The organism is Caballeronia sordidicola, assembly GCF_000729995.1.
GTDB lineage: Bacteria > Pseudomonadota > Gammaproteobacteria > Burkholderiales > Burkholderiaceae > Caballeronia > Caballeronia sordidicola_A.
The window spans coordinates 1-22,029 of the sequence record NZ_JNFG01000214.1 but is presented as its reverse complement, the minus strand read 5'-3'; the positions used below and the strand labels follow the sequence as shown (position 1 = coordinate 22,029).

Annotated in this window: 25 protein-coding genes; 17 read left to right on the top strand and 8 right to left on the bottom strand. The window is 57.2% G+C overall.

The window, feature by feature from the left end; all coding sequences use genetic code 11:
* Position 1: 1 nt before the first annotated feature.
* The 10 genes from cueR (at position 2) to FH08_RS53860 (ending at position 7,891) form a co-directional block, all read left to right on the top strand.
* Positions 2–481: a Cu(I)-responsive transcriptional regulator gene (gene cueR / locus FH08_RS0144725; RefSeq protein ID WP_063771277.1), complete on the top strand. Its 480-nt coding sequence runs from the start codon at positions 2–4 to the stop codon at positions 479–481.
* Between the two features lie 80 nt (positions 482–561).
* On the top strand, positions 562–1,215 hold the full coding sequence (locus FH08_RS0144720) for a peroxiredoxin (RefSeq protein WP_031364604.1): 654 nt from the start codon (positions 562–564) through the stop codon (positions 1,213–1,215).
* A gap of 110 nt (positions 1,216–1,325) precedes the next feature.
* Positions 1,326–1,565: a hypothetical protein gene (locus FH08_RS49070; protein WP_200878885.1), complete on the top strand. Its 240-nt coding sequence runs from the start codon at positions 1,326–1,328 to the stop codon at positions 1,563–1,565.
* A gap of 162 nt (positions 1,566–1,727) precedes the next feature.
* Positions 1,728–2,105, top strand: a complete 378-nt coding sequence (locus FH08_RS0144710; RefSeq protein ID WP_031364602.1) for a hypothetical protein — start codon at positions 1,728–1,730, stop codon at positions 2,103–2,105.
* 804 nt (positions 2,106–2,909) lie between these two features.
* Positions 2,910–4,004, top strand: a complete 1,095-nt coding sequence (locus tag FH08_RS0144700) for a hypothetical protein (protein ID WP_031364600.1) — start codon at positions 2,910–2,912, stop codon at positions 4,002–4,004.
* Positions 4,005–4,144: 140 nt separating this feature from the next.
* Entirely contained in the window at positions 4,145–4,543 is a 399-nt protein-coding gene (locus FH08_RS0144695) for a hypothetical protein (protein ID WP_031364599.1), read from the top strand.
* On the top strand, positions 4,540–4,848 hold the full coding sequence (locus FH08_RS0144690) for a hypothetical protein (RefSeq protein WP_075583461.1): 309 nt from the start codon (positions 4,540–4,542) through the stop codon (positions 4,846–4,848). Before FH08_RS0144695 ends, FH08_RS0144690 begins: the two co-directional genes overlap by 4 nt.
* Positions 4,849–4,854: 6 nt before the next feature.
* Positions 4,855–5,703 carry a hypothetical protein gene (locus FH08_RS0144685; protein ID WP_031364597.1) on the top strand — a complete coding sequence of 283 codons (849 nt, stop codon included), beginning with the start codon at positions 4,855–4,857 and terminating at the stop codon, positions 5,701–5,703.
* A 604-nt stretch (positions 5,704–6,307) separates the two neighbouring features.
* Positions 6,308–6,814, top strand: a complete 507-nt coding sequence (locus tag FH08_RS49065; RefSeq protein ID WP_235210704.1) for a hypothetical protein — start codon at positions 6,308–6,310, stop codon at positions 6,812–6,814.
* Between the two features lie 240 nt (positions 6,815–7,054).
* The gene (locus FH08_RS53860; RefSeq protein ID WP_235210703.1) at positions 7,055–7,891 is read left to right on the top strand and encodes a hypothetical protein; all 837 of its coding nucleotides are present in this window, start codon (positions 7,055–7,057) and stop codon (positions 7,889–7,891) included.
* Positions 7,892–8,079: 188 nt separating this feature from the next.
* Here the strand turns inward: FH08_RS53860 and FH08_RS0144665 are convergent, their stop codons facing one another.
* A complete protein-coding gene (locus tag FH08_RS0144665; protein WP_031364594.1) occupies positions 8,080–8,631 on the bottom strand; it encodes a hypothetical protein in 552 nt (183 codons plus the stop codon).
* Between the two features lie 161 nt (positions 8,632–8,792).
* Here FH08_RS0144665 and FH08_RS0144660 point away from each other — a divergent pair, with 161 nt between their 5' ends.
* Complete coding sequence (locus FH08_RS0144660) at positions 8,793–9,977, top strand: hypothetical protein (RefSeq protein WP_031364593.1); 1,185 nt, start codon at positions 8,793–8,795, stop codon at positions 9,975–9,977.
* Complete coding sequence (locus FH08_RS0144655) at positions 9,977–12,247, top strand: hypothetical protein (RefSeq protein ID WP_031364592.1); 2,271 nt, start codon at positions 9,977–9,979, stop codon at positions 12,245–12,247. Before FH08_RS0144660 ends, FH08_RS0144655 begins: the two co-directional genes overlap by 1 nt.
* A gap of 169 nt (positions 12,248–12,416) precedes the next feature.
* On the opposite strand, the gene FH08_RS0144650 is transcribed toward FH08_RS0144655, so the two are convergent.
* Together FH08_RS0144650 and FH08_RS0144645 are read right to left on the bottom strand one after the other, a co-directional pair.
* Complete coding sequence (locus tag FH08_RS0144650) at positions 12,417–13,067, bottom strand: hypothetical protein (RefSeq protein ID WP_031364591.1); 651 nt, start codon at positions 13,065–13,067, stop codon at positions 12,417–12,419.
* An 86-nt stretch (positions 13,068–13,153) separates the two neighbouring features.
* On the bottom strand, positions 13,154–13,345 hold the full coding sequence (locus FH08_RS0144645) for a hypothetical protein (protein WP_031364590.1): 192 nt from the start codon (positions 13,343–13,345) through the stop codon (positions 13,154–13,156).
* Positions 13,346–13,459: 114 nt separating this feature from the next.
* Between FH08_RS0144645 and FH08_RS0144640 the strand changes: the two genes are divergently transcribed.
* Together FH08_RS0144640 and FH08_RS0144635 are read left to right on the top strand one after the other, a co-directional pair.
* Positions 13,460–13,645 carry a hypothetical protein gene (locus FH08_RS0144640; protein WP_031364589.1) on the top strand — a complete coding sequence of 62 codons (186 nt, stop codon included), beginning with the start codon at positions 13,460–13,462 and terminating at the stop codon, positions 13,643–13,645.
* A gap of 162 nt (positions 13,646–13,807) precedes the next feature.
* Complete coding sequence (locus tag FH08_RS0144635; protein ID WP_152603084.1) at positions 13,808–17,089, top strand: hypothetical protein; 3,282 nt, start codon at positions 13,808–13,810, stop codon at positions 17,087–17,089.
* 173 nt (positions 17,090–17,262) lie between these two features.
* Here FH08_RS0144635 and FH08_RS0144630 read toward each other — a convergent pair whose 3' ends face one another.
* Both FH08_RS0144630 and FH08_RS0144625 read right to left on the bottom strand, forming a co-directional pair.
* A complete protein-coding gene (locus tag FH08_RS0144630) occupies positions 17,263–17,541 on the bottom strand; it encodes a hypothetical protein (protein ID WP_031364587.1) in 279 nt (92 codons plus the stop codon).
* A gap of 66 nt (positions 17,542–17,607) precedes the next feature.
* Positions 17,608–17,997: a phage protein NinX family protein gene (locus FH08_RS0144625; RefSeq protein ID WP_031364586.1), complete on the bottom strand. Its 390-nt coding sequence runs from the start codon at positions 17,995–17,997 to the stop codon at positions 17,608–17,610.
* 57 nt (positions 17,998–18,054) lie between these two features.
* On the opposite strand from FH08_RS0144625, the gene FH08_RS0144620 reads away from it, so the two are divergent.
* Positions 18,055–18,729 carry an SOS response-associated peptidase gene (locus FH08_RS0144620; protein ID WP_031364585.1) on the top strand — a complete coding sequence of 225 codons (675 nt, stop codon included), beginning with the start codon at positions 18,055–18,057 and terminating at the stop codon, positions 18,727–18,729.
* 28 nt (positions 18,730–18,757) lie between these two features.
* On the opposite strand, the gene FH08_RS0144615 is transcribed toward FH08_RS0144620, so the two are convergent.
* From FH08_RS0144615 to FH08_RS0144605, 3 genes are all read right to left on the bottom strand, one after another.
* Positions 18,758–19,069, bottom strand: a complete 312-nt coding sequence (locus tag FH08_RS0144615; RefSeq protein ID WP_031364584.1) for a hypothetical protein — start codon at positions 19,067–19,069, stop codon at positions 18,758–18,760.
* Positions 19,070–19,508: 439 nt separating this feature from the next.
* On the bottom strand, positions 19,509–19,652 hold the full coding sequence (locus tag FH08_RS52825; RefSeq protein WP_160172564.1) for a hypothetical protein: 144 nt from the start codon (positions 19,650–19,652) through the stop codon (positions 19,509–19,511).
* A 10-nt stretch (positions 19,653–19,662) separates the two neighbouring features.
* Positions 19,663–20,181, bottom strand: coding sequence for a hypothetical protein (locus FH08_RS0144605; protein ID WP_152603083.1), 519 nt, complete (start codon positions 20,179–20,181; stop codon positions 19,663–19,665).
* Positions 20,182–20,323: 142 nt separating this feature from the next.
* On the opposite strand from FH08_RS0144605, the gene FH08_RS0144600 reads away from it, so the two are divergent.
* Both FH08_RS0144600 and FH08_RS0144595 read left to right on the top strand, forming a co-directional pair.
* Entirely contained in the window at positions 20,324–20,941 is a 618-nt protein-coding gene (locus FH08_RS0144600; RefSeq protein WP_152603082.1) for a hypothetical protein, read from the top strand.
* A 111-nt stretch (positions 20,942–21,052) separates the two neighbouring features.
* Entirely contained in the window at positions 21,053–21,778 is a 726-nt protein-coding gene (locus tag FH08_RS0144595) for a hypothetical protein (RefSeq protein ID WP_031364581.1), read from the top strand.
* Positions 21,779–22,029 lie beyond the last annotated feature (251 nt).

Below are 22,029 nucleotides of genomic sequence, written 5' to 3'. Positions count from 1 at the left end.
TATGAACATCGGAGAAGCCGCCAAGGCTACCGGTATGTCGGTCAAGATGATTCGGTACTACGAAAGTATCGATTTGATACAACCACATGGACGTGCTGAGAGCGGCTATCGGATCTATAAGGAAAGCGACGTTCACGTCATGCGCTTCATTCGACAGACTCGCGCGCTCGGTTTTTCCATCGAACGCGTCAGGCATTTGCTTGCCTTATGGCGAGATGAGGACCGAGCCAGTTCCGATGTCAAGGCGGTTGCCTTGAAACACGTAGCGGAACTGAATGCTCAGATAGCCGAATTGACGTCCATGCGCGATTCGCTTGATCAGCTCGTGCAACAGTGCGCGGGCGATAGTCGATCGAGTTGCACGATATTGCAAGGCATACAACGTCTCGACGTGGACGACGTCCGCGGCGTTGAAGCAAAAGCAGACACTTCCGCGTCCGGCCAAAGCGCAACGGCCCCGCCGGAAAAAAGCGCACAATAATTGTTCGTGACTTTCAACCCGAAGTGCCCGCCGTGGTGCGGCTGGGATACTTCGACTCACGCAAGTAATGGAGGTTTGACATGACTATTCGCATAGGCGAGGAAGCACCCGATTTCACGGCCGAAACCACTGAAGGGACGATCCGATTTCACGAATGGATCGGAGACAAATGGGCCATCCTGTTCTCGCACCCGAAGGATTTCACGCCTGTCTGCACGACCGAGCTTGGCTATTTGGCCGGCCTGAAACCAGAGTTCGACAAACGTAGTACCCAGATCATTGGACTGAGCATTGACCCCGTGAGTGACCATCAAAGATGGGTTGGTGATATCGAAGAGACGCAAGGGCACGCAGTCAATTATCCGTTGATCGGCGACGCGGACCTGAACGTCGCGAAGCTCTACGACATGATTCACCCGAACGCGAGCGGCGGGCAGCGAACCGCGGCGGACAATGCCACAGTGCGCTCGGTGTTTATCATCGGCCCCGACAAGAAGGTCAAGGCAATGCTTGTCTATCCGATGAGCGCGGGCCGCAATTTTGACGAGGTGCTGCGCTTGCTTGATGCACTTCAGTTGAACGCCAAGCATGCGGTCGCCACACCGGTGAACTGGAAACCGGGCGAGGACGTGATCATTCCGACGTCCGTCTCCGATGAGGAAGCCAAGAAAAAGTATCCGCAGGGCTTCAAGACGCTTAAGCCGTATCTGCGCACGGTGACGCAACCAACATAATCAACGGGCAATCACGCGCAATCGAACGTGCGTAGGCCCGCGGCGAAACATGTCGGCGAGGCCATCCGCTCGCCGACATGGACGCTGCATCGGATAAGGAGATCAAAAACATGGGCTTCTACCGCAATGTTGTCTTGCCGCGGCTCTGCGACATGTCAATGCGCAATGCGATGCTTCGTCCGTACCGGGAGCGAGTCATTGGCAGGGCAGAAGGAACGGTGCTCGAGATTGGCGCGGGTTTCGGTCTGAACTTGCCGCTATGCAAGGCCGGAGTGAGAGAAATTCTTGCTCTCGAGCCCGATCCGCAGTTGCTGTCGATCGGTGGGGCGAACGTCTCGGCTCACACCTAAGCCACCGGGCGATAGCGGCGAGGGCTTTCAAAGATCGGTGCGGGTGCCGATTACTTTTCACCTTGTCCATCGGCGCTTTATAACGTGTCATTTCCTCATCGCGAAAGCACATATGTGAGACTGGGACCAGTCGAGGCCTACGCAGCCCTTCACCTACGCACGATGGTGGTACTGAACAGTGCCGTCATCCTCTCGCTGCACTCGGCTGACCGGTCGCGCGCTCCAGAGGGGCTCCTATCATTGCGAGACGGCGATCAGATCTCGACTCCTCATCTGAAATTCGTCCTGCCGGGGATCTCGAGTGTGCAGTGGCGATTTTTCGAATGCATTGAAGACGACGAATACGGCCTTAGCGCCGTTACAGACGACGTGGTCGTGGCCTTGTCGATGAAACGCGGGCACATCGAGTCCCGGTTCCTCGGAGAGGGCCGTCTGCGTGGCACGGCCGCACAACTGATCGTGACGATCAAAAACGGACACCGCGGACGGACATCCCTGTCGGCCGACGATTGGTTGGCCACCGGCGAATGCGAGGACTGATTCCATAAGGTCGAGCGTGTACGTCAACGAATCGCAAGTGGTTCGCGCCAAGTGGTGCACCCCGTCAGCGCCTGGCGTTTACAACGTCGAAAAGGCAGCCTTGGCGTCGCGGATTCGCGAAGCACAACCGTCACGACAAACGTCTCCAGAACGGGCAACGCGTCTGCTGCTGCAGATCCTCGACCTCGAACGACAGGGTAGCCAGCATGACCTGGTCGATCTGTATCCTAGTTTGTACGCCACGGATATTAAAACGCGTTAGCTCGCAGCTGTCGGATTCGATCAAAGAGGGCATTGGGTGTCACCTCGAAACGGCAGACATTAATCGCTAGCCGCCGTCTCAATATCTAGTGCTCGCAATGATGAAAATCGATAATGCAACTAACCGTCTTTCGATCTTTCATCCGCCTTCAACCCGTTGTGCTGCACCGGTGATCAGTAACCGGACCGACTCGTATTACCTACAACACATACATAGCTCCCAAGACTGTCACCTCATCGCAGGTTCGGAGCATTACGCCAACGGCGCCCGCGCTTGCTCGAACCGATCTTGGTTAGCGAATTTTAGTGACGGTTTCGCATTGGCAGCGTTGTTGGATGTGGATTGAATTCTCGCTGATCGTTAGTTGCACAATATAGCTCTTGCCGATTCAATTATGTAACTACTGAACACTCTGGCGGTAATGTTCAGTAGGGGAAATGGACGTTATAAATATCGTTATAAAAATAACGGTATCTGTGGCAGAATTTTGCGCACGGTCATCGAACAGAGGTGGCCACCGATCCACACGTCCCGGAGCCGTCTTGACTGATCTACAAGCAGAAAGCCTGCGTGACGCGCTGTACGAGCATGAGATGTTCGAGGCGCGTACGTGGAATACCGCCTACGCTTTCGATAGCATGCTGGCCCTCGACGCGGCGCTTGCATTCGCTCCGCAGCAGCTCGAGGCCGGGCTGATCGCGCTGCGCGATGAAGGGCTGGCGCAACGAGACGGACCAGCGGATAGCGGAGCGTGGCGGGCCACGCCGGGCGGCCTTGCCGCCCGCGAACGTCGCTGGCAGGCGCGCGGCCGACGTCACCCGTGCCTGATCTCTGGCGACGCCGATCCGGCCGATCTCATCGTCGCGCTGATCGCAGCAGGCGGGAGTGATCTTGACGTACTGGCTTTCGACGAGACCACATGGCGCACCCTGTGCGTCTATCTGGACTGCATTGATGAATCGCGTCGGACGCTCGCACGCGACGACCTGATCAAGCAGGGACTCGTGGGGTCGGAGGAATGGGGTCTGCAACCGGAGGCGCTGCGCCTCACGGGCAGCGGCCGGCGACATTACCTGCAAATTGTCGTTCCGCGCCTCGGCCTCTGCCCACCCGCGACAATTCTCGCAGCACAGCCGTCGGCACCCCCGGCATTGCCGTTTGACGACCTCGGGCTCGCCCCGGCGTTTGCGGATAACCTGCGCTTTCGCTGGGAAGAGGCTGGGCGTTGTATGAGCGCGTGCGCTTGGCTTGCTGCCACGGCACTCTTCGGCTCGATCATCGAAGTGGTACTGCTCGACTGGCTTGGTCGGGATCAGCCACGCACGAAGGCGGCGGCCAAGGCACCGCGCGACCGAACCGGACAGGCTAAGACGCTCGACCGATGGACGCTCGCGGAACTCATCACCGTGGCGGCAGAACTCAACTACCTCGACGCGAGCCACGCGAGGCATGCGCAGGCGTTGCGTGAATCACGAAATCTGATCCACCCGGACAGGCACATCCGCGAACGCAGCACGCCGGACAGCCACCTCGCAGGAATCTCGCAACAGGTGGTGCGGGCCGTCCTTGATTCACTCGCTCACTCGCGCGCGCGTAGCCGCACAGATCCTGCTGGCGTATCAGGCGGCGGTGCGTGAACGACTAAGAGGGGCCACTGTCAACATGCCTCAACGCGAATTGGCAAGTCAATCGAGCTGTCGGGCCTCATCGATTAGCCACCCTCGCTCATGTCGCCAGTGGATACACGAATCGCTAATAGCTGAAGGACGAATTGACCATGCCGACACTGAGTCACGATTGCCGCGTCAGCCTGTACCGAATCATCTGGGAAACGGGGGAGGGCAGTGTCCAGGCGTTTGCCCTCGAATCCACGCGAGATGCCGCGCGGCGGTTTTTTGAAGCGGTAATCGCGCTGATCGCCGGTCGGCCCGGCGCCGATCTGGAGTTATACAACTTGTACTCGTACCGACACCTGTTCGACAACGGCGTGAGCGAAGACGAGGATCTACGCGTGTTCGAAATCGGCTCACGTGGCGACAGGGTGACCGCATGGGCCGATAAACCGCTTTTTCTGACGACCGACCCGACGCTCTTGGGCAAGTGGGCGGAGTTACAAGCGGAACTTGCCGCGCAGGCCACGCGAATGGCGATCCGTCGCATCGGAGGACCGCGATGACTCAGCGCACCTTGAGAACCGCAGTCAACGGGCGGGCAATAACGGTCCTGATGGGCTGGGACAAGTTTCTGCAATATCACTTCATGGTGATTGAAACCCTCGACGATGACGAACTGCTTTACAGCAATCTGCACGACGAAGATGCAGGCCTGAGCGGACGGCTCAGCTACTTTGCCAAGAAAGCACGGTCCTTTGGTATCGAGCTGCCGCTCGCGATGCTGGCGAAGCTGCAGGCGGACGAAGCGCTGAACATTGGTAACGCAACATCGACATTCGATGCCGCCCGCATCGAGTCGGTGGAGTAGGCCAGCGTGGCGCGATCCTCACTGAGCTGGTCGAACGCACAGATGCGTCTCATTGTGTCCGGCATCGATCAATGCAATCGGGCGTTCCCAACGGATAACGCGCGTTTCCTCGATGGCGTCATCGATGAAATCCGCACCGTGACGGGCCGCCTGTATGGGGCCAAGACTTACGCGCGCCTAATTGATGCTGTGCCGGCCTCGATGACGGTCACGCGTCGGCCGAGTGTGACGACCATCCAGAAGGCGATCGCGCGTGCACAGGCACTGGCACCAGCGGCACTGTCTGCCGACGAAAACGTATCAGCGGCACCTACGTCGGCGTTCGACGTCCACACGTTACGCCGAGCGGTGGAACCGGTTGTCCGAGACGCGCTCGGACCCGTGCACGAGTTGCTCGCCCAGTTGCTGGCCACCAAGTCGTCGTCCAGTGGCGAAGCCGGCGCATGCCCGGCCGGCGACCAGACGATGCACGCAAGATTGACGCAGACGGCGCTGGAAGATGCCCATGCGCGAGTGCGCCGCCTCGAGGAAGATAATGGCCGGCTTCGTCGCGAAGCGGGACACGCGGAGGCACGCGCGACGATCGCCGAGACGCGCATCACGCAGTTGCTTGAGGGATTACACGGCACGATCGCCGAGTCGGCGGACGGCGCACGAGCACTTGGAAAAGTCGCCGAGCAGCTACGCGGGACGGAGCAATTTCTGAAGTTTCAAAACGATTCGGTGCGTCTGCAGGCAACTGCCGAGGCGGACGCCTTGCGACGGCAAGTAAAGCAGTTGCAGGAGCGCATAGATCTCCTACTTCTTGACAACGACCAATATCGGCGAGCGCTCGTTGAGAAGGGCGGCAAGTAGTGGTGGGAGGGTCGATGAACCTCAAGTTCGTGGGCGCCGATGATCGCTCGACGCAGTAGGGGCGTCTCAAGATTCGCTAGTTTGTGCACGTTCAGCTTTTGTGAGGTTGTGCGATTCGGATGGCACTGGTCGTCACCGTTGCGGACAGTGGTGCATCTCGGGAGCGACCATTCGATGCGAGGTAAGACGTGCGGTAATCGGGAACTCGGGCTACTTTCTTCCAGCACGCCCCTCGTAAAATCCTAATCGCTTGTAGACGACGGAGAAGCGGTCTCCCAACTCCGACTGAAGGAGAACACATATATCGGACGCTGCTGCTTCGAAGCGCTCGTACTCTTGCGCGTCCCATGGCCCTGGGTCCGGAGGATATTCCCAGTTGAGCGATAGGTCGTGCCATACAATCATGTCGGCAAGCTTTCTCCGCGTTTCATCGGCCAGCGGCAGCGAGTCCTCAATTGGGCCAACTCCGTATTTGTCGCGAGTTGTGTCATCTCCCGCCCAAAGGCAGCCACCTCCCCACTCGAACATGAGTCTGAGTCTATAGTTTTCGAGCATCTTTGATCCAAATCAAGAGCATGCTCCATGATATCGCTGACGGGTTCACATGAAGATCGAGTTCAGCTCAAAGCTGAAAGCAGGCCTCGAACGGCGGCGACTGGCCGCACGCACGCAGAGTTTTGCCGGTGCCTGTGACCGTTGCTCAAATGCCGGCTACTTGGCAGGATGGCGTATCTTAACGAACTGGCGTTTTTTTATCCGAACGGACACGAGATTGCACGAACAACAACGCGCAGTTTGCCGGCGATTCCACCCCCAATTCTCTTCTTGCGACATGCATCTGAAATTGGGTGTGTCGTTAAACGTGAAGAGCGGAATCCGCCCGCTAAACGGCATGAGAATCAATGCGGATTCTGGCACTAACGGGCTGGTTCATCTGGGCGAGCGAAACGTTTTTCGCAAGATCCCGACTTTTCATCCCGTTGCACGGCGAGCATCGCAAGCAGTGAGCGCCGTTGGCATTGCCATATCTGGCGTTGCCGGCCGTTGGAGATTTCTCGTTGCCGAAGGATATGAGGATGTCTGGGAATATCACACGCTGCTTGGGCAATAAGTTCTCGCCAGTGCTATATCGACCAACGTTTGATGGAAGGGACGTCACAGTACGCTACGGCAGGCCAAGCGTCGGACAGAACATGCTAACGACGACTGGGCGCGAGGTTTCGGGCGTATCGCAGTAGCCACGTCTAGTGGTCCGACGGGCGATTAACGAGTTCGGAATTGGAAATGATTTATAGAATCGTTGCCCTTGGATCGCTGGGGGGACAAATTCGTTGCATCGGAGATAGATCGTATGCGGGATGAGTTGATGACGGAAGCTCTATGCTGGCAATTCGAAACAAAAATCACTGCGGAGTACGCGTACGCCACAAATACGACATTTGAACTTGCCTGTTATTGTCCGCATGAGACCTGTCTTGTCAGGGTGCACGCCAAGAAGAGGGTCAACACGTATTTCTATGCTCCTGATAAGCATGTTGCCGGCTGCCCCAATGAGGCCCGCACTACTGAATCCGCGCTTCATCCTGGGGCGCCGAAGCCGAGAACTGCGGACGAACCGGCAAAGCCCATGCCAAACCTTCTCGGTCCGGGCCCGACGATAAAGCAGAAATCTGTTGCGCCGACAACGGCGGAACTGCTACAGCTTGCGGCAAGGGTACGGACACTCCCCGCGCGACATCCGGGAACGCTCGAAGAAGTGATTGACGCTTGGACTAGCATGACACCGAGTGAACGAGCGCTCCAGCCGTTAACCGTCGGGGATTTTGACTTGACGTACGAAACGGCCTTTACATTTCTCGGTAATGCTGCCGACGACATCGATTCGCTGAATCCGCTCGAACGGATCATCTATGGCGCGGCGGCCGTCGTTGAGAAGGAGCACTGCTTTCTTATACAAAGCAGAAAGACATTTCTACACGGAACGGGCAAACTCCCTTTGCGTTTGGTGCCAAAAAAACGGAATCTGGTGCTCAACTATCTTCCGACGTTAATTAATCAAAAGGCGACTCTGTTCTGGCACGGCGTAGTTCCCGAGTTGGCCGACGAAAGAAACGCGTTTCGCTTTGAAATTGAATCGAGTTCGCCTTACGCGGGCATGGCGCTTAGGCTCGGGGAACTGTTACCCTGAACGGTGGCGACTTCCACGGACGCGTTTTGCCAACCTTAAGCTCGCGGATGGGTTCACTGTCGACGCGCTTCCTGGCTGGACAGGATGGCGCCGGAGCAACTGGGCTTTGCGAGCAGACGGCGGGGAGAAGAGAGGACGATGGCGGCTGGTCAGATTTGTGACACAAGACCCAATGCGATAAGCGGAGGCTAGTCCTTGGGCGAGAGCATGAAGGCATCTACCCAATATCCCTTCCCGTCGTGTGCATCGCGCTTCCAGTTGGCCGCTTCGGTGGCGAACATCCTCGCGCGCCCACTGAGTTCCGTGAGGAGATAGTCAGGATCGATGTCGGGCAAAGTTTCCTGGTAAGCCTTGAGTTGAGCGATCGCTGCTGCAATGAGGCATGCGTCTGCGATTTCGGAGTTGGAAACGTCTACGGTCGCGAACTCTTGACTAGACAGAATCAGGAACGCCATCCGCTCGATTTTCGAGACGATCGGTTCGGAAAGTGGTTTTTCCAATCGAACACGCGTGGCCAACTCGATAAGTTCAACCGGCACTGGTGGGCGACGAAATTCTTTCACACAATAGTCAGCCGCGGCATTGATCTCTGTCACCGTGAACCGGCTCAGCAAGGGCGCCCAAATGTCTACCCAGCGTAATTTTTCCATGGGCAAGTCCCATTTTCTCGCGAATTTTTCAAATGTCGCGCCTACAGCAAACTTGATCTCTGATTCGAGTCCTTCCCCATCACCAAGCATGAGCGCTCCCCTTGTGGTTTAGCGGTCAGTTTAGCGCATGTATAAGGCGTGGCATCCGTGGTGGGTATGCGGCGATTTACGCGGCATTTTTCTGCTCAAATACCGTTCGCTCCGTTAGACTGCTTTCGAGTAAGCCTCCGCGACCTAATACGTAAACAATAATGAATCTTCCACGCACAATCGATGATTTTGAGGAGTTTGTCAGCTCGATTTCTCGATCTGGAGCAAACTTTGCAAAGACGTTTCGCTTAGACGTCTCAGACGTCGGGAACACGGCGCAATTTCCTATAGAGGAGATTTCGCGGGTACAAGCTCTTCTGAGCTGGTTCCGCGCACTCAGCCCGGCCGATATTGGCCAAATATTGCAGATAACCGAACTTCCAGGCGATGCGGACCATGTGCTGGCAACAAGCATGCTCGGACTGGTGCTCATCATTTTGGGCAGATCGGAGTTCCGGCCCACGGATCGGAAAGCGCTCCGAAGTATTCGAAACGATTACTTCGAACAATTGAGATCGTGGCCTGACCTCGCGCGCATGGACACCTCGTTCCTGATTTGTGATGACGGTTACAGTAAGGGGCTACCCGCGCCTCTCTTTAATGCTGACCGGCTGCTGAAAAACGACAAGCATTTCGAGCAGTTCGTACCGTCGATGATTGGTAGCGTCATGGCCGCCGAGGAACTCACGGGAGTGATCGAAGAGCAAAATCCGTTGCTTACAACGTTGCTCTTTGAGCTCATGAAGAATACCCAAGATCACGCACTTTTTGATGCCGAAGGTCGGGCGATCGAAAATTCCGTAAGGGTATTTTTTTCGCGGTTTTATCCGATCGAAAACATTGCCGTTGTGGTGAATAAAAAATCCAGCGTGCCGCTTGCACCTCACCTTGCCTTTATAAAGTCCTTCCAATCCGAGGGCGCAGCGACAATGCGCTCGCAGACGAAGAAGAAGTTCCGTGGCATCCTCGAATTTTCGGTACTGGATAGCGGTCCGGGATTCGTTGGAAGCTGGCTTCGCAAGCAAGTCGATCCGCAAGGCGACATAGACGTGGAGTACAGGGCTGTCCTGGAATGCCTGCGGTCTGGACACAGCACCGCCAGAAACCCAAACCGAGGCTTGGGCTTAACCGATGTGTTGCGCGCACTGCGAGCGCTCAACGGATTTATTCGCATCCGAACCAATCGGATTTGCCTTTACCGTGATTTCCACATGTTGCCCACCACGCCCTTAAGTGAGACGGAAGCAGTTCTCATGGATTGGCAGAAAGGCGTCTCCTCGAAGCCAAGTGCGCTCGGCCCAGTTACCGGGGCGACCGTGTCGGTGTTAATTCCGGTGGAGGCCTGATGGCAGGTTTTGCACTGTACGAACATCGACGTGAGACTCATACAGCAGACTCAGAGACGCAACTGAGCATTGTGCTTCACTCAAGCGAGCAAGATATTGAAGCGCTCACCAGAACCCTATCGGCGCATCTTCGTGAGAACCTGGCTCCTTCAAAGGTTGTGCTATTCGGTCTTCAACCAAATAGGCAATTCATTGCATCTGTATTGGAAATAAACTCTCCGTTTATGATTCGCCTATCGAAGGCGTGGGGAAGCAACGCAGAAAATAAGTGCTTTGGAGTCCTGGTTGAGAGAGACGGAAAGGGTTTCGAGCCCTTGTTATCTGGTGCAGCAGGCTATCTGGTGGACCCGCAGCGGGAGGCTGATTTCGCCAGGCAGATGACAAGCCAGTCGATCTTTAAATCGCGGAAATGCCTGCAGGTCGCGCCGCGCGGAATTCATTTCAGCAAAACCTCTGGCGCTCACAGCGATTCGTTTATACGTGCTTCAAACGCGCTGGTCCGTTCCGGTGACACGCTGACACTCGCATACTGGCTACAAAGCTTCTTATCGCAGACTACCCAGCGAATCTTGGTTGACACCTCCGCCATCGCGTCGCTGGTCTATGCGGGCTGCGCAATGGCAGTCTCGAGTGGATCGCAGGCGCAAATGCCGGTGATCGACTCGTTTCAATCATACGAAGGCCTATCCGATGAGGATCTAAGCGCGATAGATCAGACGCTCTTCGTCATTTCGGCGAGCAGTTCGGGCAACCTCGCCCGTGAAGCCCTTCAGCGACGTGTGCCCCGGAATAGGCTATTGACAGTCTTTCTGCTGGCGAACGAGCAGAATGATCAAGACAGTTTATGCAACGTGGCGAAGACCGCCTCGAATCCCGACGGACTTGCTCTCATTGAAAGCTATAAACCTGACGATTGCTCGCTCTGTAAAGGCGGTTCTTCCCCGATCCAGATCGGCGGCGATCTCTTTCTTACGGCGCTTCCCAGGTCCGTTGGCATTACGTTGGTCAAGAAGCACCTGCCTGAGGAGCAATATAAGTTGTTGGGCGGGTATGCCGGGATAGGGTTGTTTCGCGTCCACAAAAGAATTGGCGATCGCACCAGCGAAATCTCCGTGGACTTGGGGTCTCTACTAGATGCAGAAGAGACTGCTGCAGTTAGCTTCCGTGAATCGTGGGATCGGATGCTTCGCCGTCACGTGCCAGCGAATGTCTCACATTTAATTTCGCCCGAGTACCCTTGGTCTAGCGAATTGCTCAAGACTGTTGCGGCGTTTGGGCGCCAGTATCTCGACATGGCTAAGGTTGTGCAAAAGCGAGGCGTGGCAGTCTACGGTTCCGACCCGGTGCCCGAAGGCGCGGCACTGGTCGTCACACCCTGCATAGACAACGCAATCGAGATGATGGGCATCAGTCGAGATTTGCGAACCGTTGTTCCAGGCGGCAACGTGATCTACTTCGCGCCCTTTGTACGCGCCAAGACACCGAAGGATATCAAGTCGGTTTGCACAAATCTGACTTTTGGAGACCGAGGAGCGAACACTCACTCGCTTCACAAAATCCACGATCTGCTCTTACCGGATGATCGCGCCGTTGATCCATGGGAGTCTGAGCTGCTTTATCTGACGGCGGTTTCGGATTGGCTTGAGGCGGAAGACTTGGAGATTCCCGTCGAATTGACTCGCCGTCGAAGTGTCCTCGCCAATGCAAGCGCGCAAGGAATGACGAGCGACCTGTTCTGGCCAGCGTACGCTGGCGAGGCCTTACAAATTCGCTCGAACTTCGTACTTCTTCCCACACGCGACGGGAAACAGTCATTGAGCCAGGCAGACATTTTCGTTGTTGTGTCTTGCCTGTTAAATAATCTTCGTCATTCAGAAGGTCCGGACCGACTTCGCTGTAGCGAGTATGAGCGCCGGGTGCTCGCGCCAGACAATTTTGTCCGCTTCAATGACGGTGTTATCCAAGCGGCCATTTTGAGGGCGAGCAGTGGCGACGAACTCAACTACGTGGCTACACACACCGAGAGTTTCAGCAATCAGTTGCGCGATCTTTTGATGAAGATGATCGACGGCGCGCAAGAGCAGACGGGTGAGGCGCTCTCGGAATTTGTCCTTGCATTGGGCATGGGCCGTATCCGGCTTGATGCGGATGACATACGAAAAGTTATCGAGAAAATCGAAGCGTGTCGGGAACAGTTGCCAACTATCGTGGTTTGCGTTGCGCAGGCGATTGCAAATGGAGTTTTTGGCTCGCCGCGCCGGGAACCGTGACCAGTCGGGATGGCCAAAGTGCTTAGCCTTCGTGACTGCTGTTCGTTGCGGTCAGCCTGATGTGTCTTCAGGATTTAGGCAGAATTTTCCATCATCTGCCCGCAAAGCTACCCGCGTCTGGCGCAAGATCTCATCGACGTATTGAGGGCAAATCTGCAGGCTGCGTGGTTTACGCTTGCCGGTCGATCCAATCGAGCAATTCTGTCCAACGTCGGCGGGTCAATCCATTGCTCGAAATGTCGTGATCGAGCACGATCGAGCCTTCGGCGATTGCACCACGTAACTGAACGACGTCGTTGATACCCGCATTCACCAGGATCGAACGAATGCTGACTCTCAATCCTGCGAAGGGTCCGAGTGCAGTCATCTCCCGTGTGAGGCCGGCCCTTGTATTGTTGGCGAGCTGGTCTGCGACCGCGATCCAAGCGGCGGGTGTTGATATCATTTTGTGGAAGAACGGCAGATTTTGACTGAGGCCCGGCGCCAGAAAACTTGGATCCTCGCCGCTACGTTGCTTAATCAACGAGCAGACACTTTTAAACGAAGCGAATGAGCCTGATCGAGGCGATTTCGTTTTGGCGAGTGGGTGTTCCAGGACATCCAGCATCAGGGCGCGGAATACCTGAATGTCGGTGAGTTGCCTGCGTTGAGAGCCTTCGCGCTCGTGTCTGTTCTGACTGGCACGGGACGCTTGAATGCGTTGCGAGAGCGCATCACGCTCAGCGTCTTGTGCCGCGCGTTGTGCCGCTTCGCGTTCTGCCCACGAGCGATAGCGGGGCGGCGCTGCTGCCCCGTTGGTGTCGGTATCGATATCGGTCATCGGTGGTTGAAATGACGGGTGCACGGTTATAGAGATTTGCATTGGCTGCGCCTTAACGCTACCGCAATGCGTAAACCCGATTGCCATTAGATCAAGCCGAGTTGCTCGATTTCGTGGGTCGGATTCGTCGTTCTTGCCGTGCTCGGAGCCACTACGCGGGCTGAGCTGCCAACCTGCGCCGGGGCGGGCCTAAAGTCGCCGGTCGCTATACCGTTCCACTCCGGCGAAAGCACGACGGCGGCGAACGCAACATTGGGGCCGATTTGAATCATGCGCATGGTGTTTGCCGTTAGCGAAAGGGTAGGGCCGCTTTGTCTAAGCGCTCAACATAGAGGCCGAGCATAGCGCGCGAAGTGTTGAGCGTCGAGAGTGCCGGTCTAGGGATTCGTTGAATGACCAATACTGTGCGGCGCCAGACGACTGCCGAGGTGGATGCGCTACGCGTGCGGAGCCGGAAGCTGCACGAACGCGTTGATCACCTGCTCATTGATAAAATGACCAGTACCGCCACCGTTGCACGCTGGCTGTGCACCGCGGCGGAAAACGAATTAGTAGCGGCCACGCACTTGACCTTATAGCGAGACCCGCCTATGCCAACATGCTCGAGCGACAATTCCGGCCTTCAGTCGACCGTCACTCTATCTCAATCTCAGGATGAGACAAGTGCGTATCGTGCATTTCGACAGCGGCAGTTGGAGACGGAGTACGCGAGGTGGCGGCTGGATGAAGGGCGATCGGATTTGCCGCGGCGTACGCGGTATGGGTACGATGAGGCGCCACGACGTGGGCTTGCCTACGGCCGTCGGATCATCAAGGCATTTCGGGAGTCGGTCGCGAGCGGTATCGATGAGTTGTGCGCGCCGCGGTCACCCGACGCTGACTTTGCCCGACGCGCGCTAGGAATTCCAGATCACGTACCAGTGCGGCTTTCCTGGCCCGCGAAGATCGGCGTATTTCTGGCGACGGGATTCTTTCCGGTATTGGCGCTTCGGCTGGCAGCGGATCGGCTTCGCGAGGTGGGGACGCCAGAAGGACGTGAGCTGATCTTCGACCGGCTTGCCGGTCCTGCGTTGCTAAAGACGCCATACTACGGCGATGGACTAGACTTCATTGTGCGCAAGTTCACGGTACCACGTAGCCACGCCGTGCTGGAGCAACTGCAGTATTTCGACGTGGTGACTGCGCGCAATGCGTGGCGCCTCGGGATTGAAACGGCGGAGGAATTGCAGGCCGTGTTTTGCGGGATGTCGCGCAGCTTTCCCCAGGGGAAACTCGCCGTGTTGATCGACCTTCAGGTTATCCGTTCGGTCGACGAACTGCACTGGCTTGAGTCGTGGCGCGAGCAAAACCACGGCTACAACTGGGACGTGGAATCGACCGACGGGGGGCCCCAGGTGATTCGACGACTGCTCGAACACGGAGTCCCTCGTCGGGCGACGTTGAAGGTGCTCAAGTTCTGGCGGCACTGCGACCCGGCCGGGCTCGATCTCACGCTCAGGACGCTGGGCGAACGGGGGGCCGTCGATGTGGCGCATCTTTTCGAACTGCTGGTCGAGCTGCTCTGGAAAGCACGACCGCGCAACTGGCATTTCGTGATTGACGTGATCGGCGCGAAGGAACCGGAGCAGTGGCCGTTGTTCAGCAGGGTTCTGGAAGTCGAGGCGTTGCCGAACGAAGAAACCGTGGACGAACTGCGCACGCGGGGCGCGTCGCTTGACGACCTTTCGGGCCTCCAGTCCCTTATGCTGCAGATGCGCGAGCGCGATCGTGACCCGCGTCGATCTATCGATCTGTTGTGTTCGCCGCCGCATTCGCTCGGTTTCAATGAGCTTGTGGCGTGCCGCGCATATGTGATCCAGAGAAGCGACGACGATCTGGCGTCGTTCCTCGGCGTGCTCGAGCGCTACGGGTTTGGTGCGCCGGCGGGTGTGCTGGCGTTCCAACACCTGTACGCGAACGGCGTGGCCTCGCGGAATCTGGACCGACTCCTGTCGATGTATTGCGCGCTGCGCAATACATCGTCCGTGCCCGAAACGGTGGCCGAATGGGTTGGCAACATCGGAGCGAATCGCATCGATGCATTTGAGTACCTGGTTTCGATTCTGCCGGTGCCGGACTTGCCTGCGTTCGATGAAGTCCGGCAATTGGCACAGATCGATCGCAGTCTACTTGAGTATGCGGCTGAGGCGCGAAAGCTGCGAACGGTGCACGCCTTGCGTGCCTGGCAGCGCGCTTCACGCGGTATCGAGCAAGTTGGCTGGGTGAGCTGGCAAAAGCCTGTTTCGCGGTTGTTGCTGGACGATGCCTGCGCCCGCGGCAACTGTTTCTTCGTTCAGGGTAATCTTGCGGCGGTCTCGAGAGCGTCGTCCGCTGCGTGCCGTCATTTGCTCGGGCAGTTGCCGTTCAACGACGAGCCGGCGTGCACGATCTACTGGCGCCGCTGGCATGCACTTGAATTGGACATCGAAGTGCGTATCCTGCCCGGGATCCAGCCGCAATTGGACGCAACGGGCGGCATGCTGGCTGCCAGCCTGATTGGTGCTTACCTTGCCGGTGCGCAGGAATATGAACGGCAACTCGCCGCGTTTCGCGTGGAAGTGGAGTCGCTGCTGAGGGGACAGGGACCTTCCGGTGCGGCGCTGTCGCAGTTGGAGGCTGAAGCTGTCACGGCCGTATATGGGATCGAGTTGGGAGAAGGAGACCAGCGATGGTCGAGAGCGGCGGGGCTCGTGCAGCATCTTGACCATCTCGTAAAACGTAACCATTACATGATGAAGTGGCGTCGCAAGCCAGTTGAGTTGAAGCGACCGATCGATTCAGCGGGACTACGTGCGATCCGGGCCGCGATCGGATATGGCGCGACGTTCCGTCGAGAGGCCGACGGAGACATGTCTAACGCATGCTACCGACTGTCGCCCAAGCAACTGCGCGACTGCTCGCGACAGTCGGTGAGTCCGCAGACTTTCCATCGTCACCTCGGGGTGCTGCTTGGTGTGATTCCAGCCGACAGGGTGGACAGGCTGCTGACCCATATCGAGACGCTTGAAATGCATGCGAATGACGTCGACCGGCGGCATGCCGCGGCTAAACAGGTAGCGGACTTTTTCGATGTCGAGTTGCACGATGCGATCTCGGAGCATGGTACGACCGTCGCTGCGAGGCTGACCGAGGAGGCCGCCGGGTATCTGGTGATGCGTCTCGCCGGGGCGCCGGTGGCTGATGATAGTAGGGTGCCGCGCGATCGGCTGATTGTGGTGCTCGGTGAAATCGGGGCGCGTGCACGCGGGATTTACGGGACGTGGGCACACCGGCAGGTCAGCGCGTTCAAGGGTCGACCGTCTGAGAAGGCCAGCGAAGTTGAATACCAGTCATCGATGTCAAAATATCCGGCGGCTTACTTCGCGAAGGTGGCGACGAAATTGTGCTCGGCGGATAACGTGCGCATGTGGCGCGAAGAGCGCCAGTCGCATCTGGTGGTGTTTAACCCGGTGAGCAGGCGGCTGGTCGGCATGGCGATGCTCTACGTTGAACGCATTGATCCGATCGACCCGCATCGCGCAACCTTGGTGATGCGTGCAATCAACACGGTCAACGCGGCGGACGCGCAGTACGAGGCCGACTCAGTCGTGCAATCGTTCGTCGAAGTCGGCATACAGATCGCGCAGGACAACGACCTGGCGGCTATGGCATTTCCTGCCGACGACGACGGTCAGCATTACATGTCAAACCGAGATGACATGTACCGATACGTCGAGAAAATCTGTGCGCGGGCAGTCGATCGGAGAACGGCGTTCTTGCACATGGGTGCCCTTGATGGTCCGGAAAAGCCGGGGTTGCCATATTGTGTCGCGCTTGACAAGGGCGATACGTTCTACGGCTACGAGCGTGGCAACGGACCGGTGAGCAAACTGTACGTGATCTGGCAGGCACCGCTCACGCGAGCGACGGAGGCACAGCCCCAATCTGGAACCTCGGCTACCACGAGTCTCAGCGGTCAGCGTCTCGATCGTAGGCCGCTATAAACTGGCTCGCCTCGTTGTAGTCCGCACGCGTTTTCAGTACGGTCACATCCGAACCTGGCCGTTGGGGCATACGGATGATGGCGATTTCCCGGCCTCAACGATCGAGAAGCGTCCTCAGTTTTTCTGTACGGCTCGGGTAACCGAGTTGCACGGGGGTCGCCTCGGATGCGATCCTACGCACCAGCCTTGAGCCACCGAAGCAGCTGCGGCCGCAACGAATAATGCGGCTCCGAGGACCAGACAGCGAAGTCAACTTCCCACTGATCGAGTAGATAATCAGGCAGGTCGAGTTCTTCGTCGAGCGCGTCTTGGCCGTCTTCGTGAAGGAACACGTAGCGCACTCGCTTGTCGTCCCAGTAGGCAACCGCGAAGTCAGTCAGATCTGCAGTTGTACCGCGCGGCTGATCACGCAGCAACATGGCGACGTGTGCCCCGAATTCTTCGTGCGTCATGCTTATCTCCCTGCCGCGCGCGGCGGCGAATCAACCAATCTTCTTGCCACAAAGCCTGCTGCGAATCTATTCATACGGCTCATAGCGCGATGTTCCGTCATCCCAGAGCAATTGATATTCAACTTCTGGCCCAAAGACCGACGCGATGTAGCAGATCATGGCCGCGTCGAGGTAGGTATCGCCATGGAACTCGCGGTGATCTACGAAGATCGAAACTGGCTCGGCATGCGGCCGGCGTGCAAAAAAAACAATTCCGCGCCCCGGATCATCGATCTCATCGATGACGATCTGTGCGCGCTCGATGATTGGCTCCGCCAGTTCAGGATTCAGTGTGTATCGCGGCCAGTGGGAAATGCTGGCGATATCGACCGCGGACGCGCGCGGGTTTAAACGGAGCAGTTCCGCTCGTTCGACCCAGTAGTCGAGGGTTGCGTCCGGAAGGTCAGTCGGGTCCATGATGTCTCTCCGAAAAACGGCCTAACTCAGCGCTATCATTAAGGCAGGAGGTGGCCCATGTGCGCAAACTACGATCCATCTAAAGAAATCGATTTCGAGGCATTCAGCGAATTTCCGCGTCCGACCTTTGATTATCCACCTGAGACGTGGAAAGACTACGCGGCGCCCATCCTGCGCATGGACGGCGGTGAGCGGCTGACCAATCCTGCCACCTTCGGCATTGTGCCGCGCAAGCACATTCCCAAGGGTGTGAAGCTTTTCGACACGATGAATGCACGCGCTGAGTCGATCGGGGAGAAGCGCAGCTTCAGCGGAGCATGGAAGAACCTCCAGCTCTGCCTGATCCCGTGTCGCAGTTTTTACGAGCCGAACTATGAGACCGGATCGCCGGTGCGCTGGCGGATCGGCTTGGGCTCTGGCCAGCCACTCGCTCTTGCCGGCCTGTGGCGCGCTTGGAACGATCCAGACGGCCCTTCGTTGTCGTTTTCGATGCTTACCGTCAATGCCGAGAACCATGAGCTCATGCGGCGCTTTCATAAGCCGGGGGCCGAGAAGCGATCGGTGATCATCCTGCGGCCTGAGCAATACCAAGACTGGCTTGGTTGTCGCACAACGGACGAGGCACGTTCGTTCCTAAACCTGTTTCCCGCTAACGAGATGGCCGCCGCGCCTGCGCCGATTCCACCGCGGCGCCCGAAACCGAAGTCTGAGGTGAACGAATCGCTCCTGTAGAGCTACGGTTGTGCGGCACATCCTTGGTTCACCAACGCTTACCGGCATATTGACCGTCCGTCGGCAATTTGATCATGATGCCACCTTGTGATCCGAGTCGGACGTGCTCGTCTTGTAGGCGAGCTAATAGCGACTTCGCAACACCAACAATTTTCCCCTGGTTATTTGCTCCCAGGCCGTAATGAATTTCCAGCGCCTCAGCATGCGCTCTGTCTATGACGCGCCGGTAGCGCACCACCTCTAGGATTAGCCGACGAAGGGCTGGATCGCGGCAAATCCGCCATAGATCACGCAGGTCTCCATTGGAGACGGGCTCGAAATCCTCGATTTTGAGCGACATGATTCTGCATCACAAAAGCTGTATGGATATACAGTATAGGCGATGCGCAGCGTGTCTATCATTGGCCTGGCGAAACGCAGGGCGCAAAGTGTTCTCGGCTTGTTTCGAACGTCGCGGCTCGAAGAAAAAGGGTGTTGCTGCAGGGATGACTTCAGGATTCGGATTTTTTCTTACGACGGCTGCGGTGCACAATCAATAAAATCAAAGACTTAACTTCGCACGTGTTGGCGTCATGGTTTCTGTTTCTGTGGAAGGTCTGATCTTTCCCCAGTAAGGCTTTACGAGCGGCTGACGTACGTTTTCGTCCGGATCCTGAAGGCACCCCAAATGGCTTTGTCAGCGCGGTATCGAGGTGTGCGACAAAAAAAAGCCACCCCGTGCATGGGGCGGCTTTTTGGTATAGCTTGGCTTAGCAACCCATAGGGGCTGCGAGGCGGGTTTAGTGCCAGAGCTTCAGGACGTCGCCTACGATCAAGACGATCGTTGCTATGGACCCGACGGCGCCGGCAATGACTGCGGACAGCGACAACATGGCTTCCTTGCCATGCGCGCGAGGGAAAAGGCGATGTGCGATGGTAGTCATAGTCGGATCCTCATTGAGCCCAGAAGTGGACGTAACCAAATAATGCGGCAGAAAACACAGTGAATATTATAGTATAAAACGCGGTCGGATAGTCCTTGGCGAAAGTCCGCCAGGCAAAGCCGTCCAGCGCGTCAGCCGTATCCACCGCACCTTTCGTCGCGAAATACCCGCTCGTGTAAACCAGTCCGAGCAACGCAACGAAAACCACTGGCGCCCAGTTGGGCAGTCCGTGCTTTCTGATGCCGTCGAGCGTATCGGAGACGGCCGCAAAGCACATCAGCAGGCCGACCCATCCAAGCTGCCCGTCCTTGAACAGCATGACGATCCGGCGTCTTCTGAGCGCGTCCAACCTCTCAGCGTCGTCCCGAATGTTACGCGCGGACACGATTTCCAGCCACATACCCAAAATGGGTGCGATGACTGGAAGCACGAGGTTGATGAACAACCACATTACACCTTCAAGCATATCTGTTTTTCTCCGTAGAAGCGCTCCGGTCGCCAGCCTTTCCGCCATACCAGACAGGTTCATCCAGCGTGCGTGAGCGCAATCATATACATGGCGTTCGGATATGCGCCGCCACAAAAAACTCAACGCGACTTTTCTTTGTCGCGACATTCCTTGTGCTTAGTTCATCGCCCGGTAGCACTGGCTTACACAAGGACATTTCTCAATGAGCAGCGAAACGAACATTCGGGCGAGCGGGGTAGCGATTGTAATAGCAGGTTCGGTCGACGGAGGGTTGAACTCAGACGTAGTGCTTTCGTCCCAGGCGCTGCGCGACCGATACCCTAGAAAGGGCAGCATGCCAGCGGAGTTCGTCGGGAAGTTGTACGACCTGCGTGAAATGGAAGTAAGGCACTTGGCACTGTTACCCGAGATCTCGCCAGCGCATCTCCATGGTCTGGATTGGGGCGCCCGCGCCCTTGTCGCAGATCTGCTCTTCACGCGTTGCAACGCCGATGCACAGCGCGCGCTGTTAGATGATTCGCACCATTTCGTGCGCAGCACCGCTACCCTGGTTGCCAGGAGAGCGGCGGACGCTGCACCTCATCCATCAAAAGCCACCGCATCACGAGTCGATGCGATCGATCGCCGGGAAGCAATCGCGCAGGAGCTCGCCGCGGCAGGGTGTCGCATGGAGTACGACCCGGGCGCAATGCCCGGCGAGGGACATTTGCTGATTCGCGTCGCGGATGGTGAGATGGTCGACGAGCCAGATGATCCGATCGCACATCTTGCGAAGGAATGGTCGGATCTTACCGATGCAGCCGAGAGTGACAGAACCTAGCGATTGCAAACCACGAACCGCGCTTCCTTTCGAAGCGCGGTTTTTTTTGTCCTCACATCTCCTGGGCTCAGTTCATTGTCCGCAGCCGCGGACTTACTTTCAGGAGATCGAATGATGGGAAGCGTACAGGTTGAAGTTGCAGACAAAGCAATCGAGATTCTTCAGCGAACCCGCGATGGCGACACGTTGGAGGCGAGAGACCTCAAACTCGTCGAACAGGCGGTAAACGGTGCGTTGAACGAGGCGGGCAGGGATCTTTTCGAAAAGCTCCATAGCTCGGTAATTTCGGGAGCGTATGCAACCACGCGTCACTGGTTTCACGGCATAGTGCATCTGACTCGTGATCATCAAGGGTACGTGTTCTGGAAGGGCAGGCAGATCGAGCATTACTCGCACAGCGATCCTGCCGAGAGCAGACGCGACGCGCTCGAGCTTGCGGAGCGCTGTCGTGCACTCGAGTCAAAAGGGTTTCGCGTTTCAGGAGGCGCACTCAGCCGAATCTGTATGCTGCAAGCGCCGACCGACACCCCCTGGCTACTCGCACTGCAGCGATATTACTGCTTCTTTGAACCTTCCGAAGGGCGATTCCCACTGACGGATGAGATCTACGGAATCTTCTACCGTACCTCAGCAGTCGGCGGTGTGGTAGTCGTTTCTCGCAATGCAGAAGGGCTGCTAATCCAGCGACGGGACAGCGGGTATCAGGCTTTCCATGAGTTGCAGGACAGGGGACTCACGAGTATGAGGGTCGACCCAGACTATGCAGAGATCTGTCGTAGATTGGAGCTGATGGACATCACGCCAGCAGTACTTGATGCTGCAATTTCCGAAGCGTAGGCGACAGCCTTGCCACCACAACACAATGCCCGCGATCTCCCTGAGACGCGGGCTTTTTTTCGTCAGTTGCATTCACCTTTCATGGTCAGATGGGCGGGTCAATGGCGGACGGAACGTCCGGCGCAGCGAACCATTGACGCGCCCATCTGACCATTGACGCTCAAGGGCATGTGGCTGGCATAGCTGTTCGATGCCAGCCACCGAGCCCGTCCGGCGGCAAGGACTTCCCCGCCTGCGGGCGGGGTTAGGGG